A 1,862-nucleotide genomic window follows, 5' to 3' on the forward strand; every position below is an offset into this window, starting at 1 on the left:
CTCCAGGGCCGCGCGCATCAGATTGACGTTGCCAATGCACTCAAAGGAGTAGTCCACGCCCCCCCCTGTCAGCTCGACTATTACGTCCTGAATTGGCTTATCGAATTCCTTGGGGTTGATGAAGTCGGTAGCACCCAGCTGTCTGGCTATCTCGAACTTGGCCGGATTGATGTCGACCGCGATGATCCGGCCAGCCTTGGCCATTGTGGCGCCGATGATGGCGGCCAGGCCGATGCCGCCAAGGCCGAAGATTGCCACGCTGGCGCCTTCTTCCACCTTGGCAGTGTTGAGCACCGCGCCTATGCCGGTAGTCACGCCGCAACCGAGCAGGCAGACCTTTTCCAGCGGTGCCTCCTTTGGAATATTGGCCAGAGAAATTTCCGGTAGCACGGTGTACTCGGAGAATGTCGAGGTGCCCATGTAGTGGAAGATTGGCTGGCCCTTGTAAGAGAAGCGACTGGTGCCGTCAGGCATCAGGCCTTTGCCCTGAGTGGCACGGATTTTCTGGCAGAGGTTGGTCTTTCCGGACTTGCAGAATTTGCACTCGCCACACTCAGGGGTGTAAAGCGGGATCACGTGATCGCCCACCGCAACTGAAGTAACCCCCTCGCCAATCGCCTCGACTATTCCGCCGCCTTCGTGACCGAGAATGGTTGGAAAAAGGCCTTCCGGATCAGCTCCGGAAAGGGTAAAGGCATCGGTGTGGCAGACACCGGTGGCGATGATGCGCACTAGTACTTCACCCGCCTGTGGCGGTGCCACGTCGACTTCGACGATTTGTAGGGGTTGGTTGGCCGCGAAGGCTACGGCGGCTCGCGATTTGATCATTTTCTTGATTCCTCAGTGCAACGAAAGCGGTAGACGGTAATTGATCGTGATAGGGAAGATCACTGCCGCAAGTCCACAGTCACGGCGGTGGTTGGGCGAGTACAACAGAGCAAGATGCTGCCGCTTTCAGGAGGATCCAGTGGCTCTTCGAAATACTCGACAGAGCCTTCCCGCAGGGGGACTTGGCAGGTGTTACACAGGCCTKCCCGGCAATTGAATGGCGGAGTCAGGCCGTTCTGTTCGGCAAGTTCGAGCAGTGATTGGCAATTCTGATCCCAGGCCACACGCGTACCCGATGGTAGAAACTCCACGGTTAGAGCACCTTCAATCGACGCGGTCGGCGCTTTGGGTACGGGCGACGCGAGGGGAAGGGACGCCACTGGTACGACTTCATCCTCCTCGAGGATGGTCGCCGGGCCGAAGAATTCATAATGAATGCGCTTGCCAGCGATCCCGAGGTCGCGCAACAGGCGCCAGTTCGCCTGCATAAAGAATCTGGGGCCGCACAGGTAGACGTCGTAGTCGTCCAGCGGAAGAAGCCTTTGCAAGGTTTCCCGGCTTACCAAGCCCTGGCTGTGAAAGGCAGCATTGGCATGATCGTCGGCATCCGGGTTGCGGTAGCAGTAGTGCACGCTGATCCCTGGGCGACGGCTGGCCAGTGCCAAAACCTCGTCACGAAAGGCATGTACGATTCCACTTTCGCAGGCATGGATGAAATACACCGGACGCGACGAACGTGTACTCAGTTGATGGAGCATGCTCAGCATCGGTGTGAGCCCCACACCGCCACTGAACAACACAACTGGCCTTGGGCTCTCTTCGTCCAGCACGAAGGTGCCTGTGGGGCCAGCGATCTCGAGCGAGTCGCCGACTTGAACAAAATCGTGCAAGTGATTGGACCCTTGACCCGGCGGCAGCTCTGGTCGGTCGAACGGTGCAGGCTCGCGTTTAACCGAAATGCGTACGTGCGAGGGGTCATTGGCGTCTCCGGAGAGACTGTAGTTGCGCAACGCCGTAACACCGCCCTCCAGGGA

Annotated in this window: 2 protein-coding genes; both read right to left on the reverse strand. The window is 58.5% G+C overall.

The genetic code is table 11. From position 1 onward, the window contains the following. The coding region (locus AC1DVH_RS30385) for an alcohol dehydrogenase catalytic domain-containing protein (RefSeq protein WP_477756909.1) at nucleotides 1-828 on the reverse strand (828 nt) is incomplete at its 3' end. 59 nt (nucleotides 829-887) lie between these two features. Next, nucleotides 888-1,862, reverse strand: a 975-nt coding sequence (locus tag AC1DVH_RS30390; RefSeq protein WP_477756910.1) for a 2Fe-2S iron-sulfur cluster-binding protein, incomplete at its 5' end; no start/stop codon positions are given.

The sequence above is a fragment of the Pseudomonas sp. P4_C3 genome, assembly GCF_056402075.1.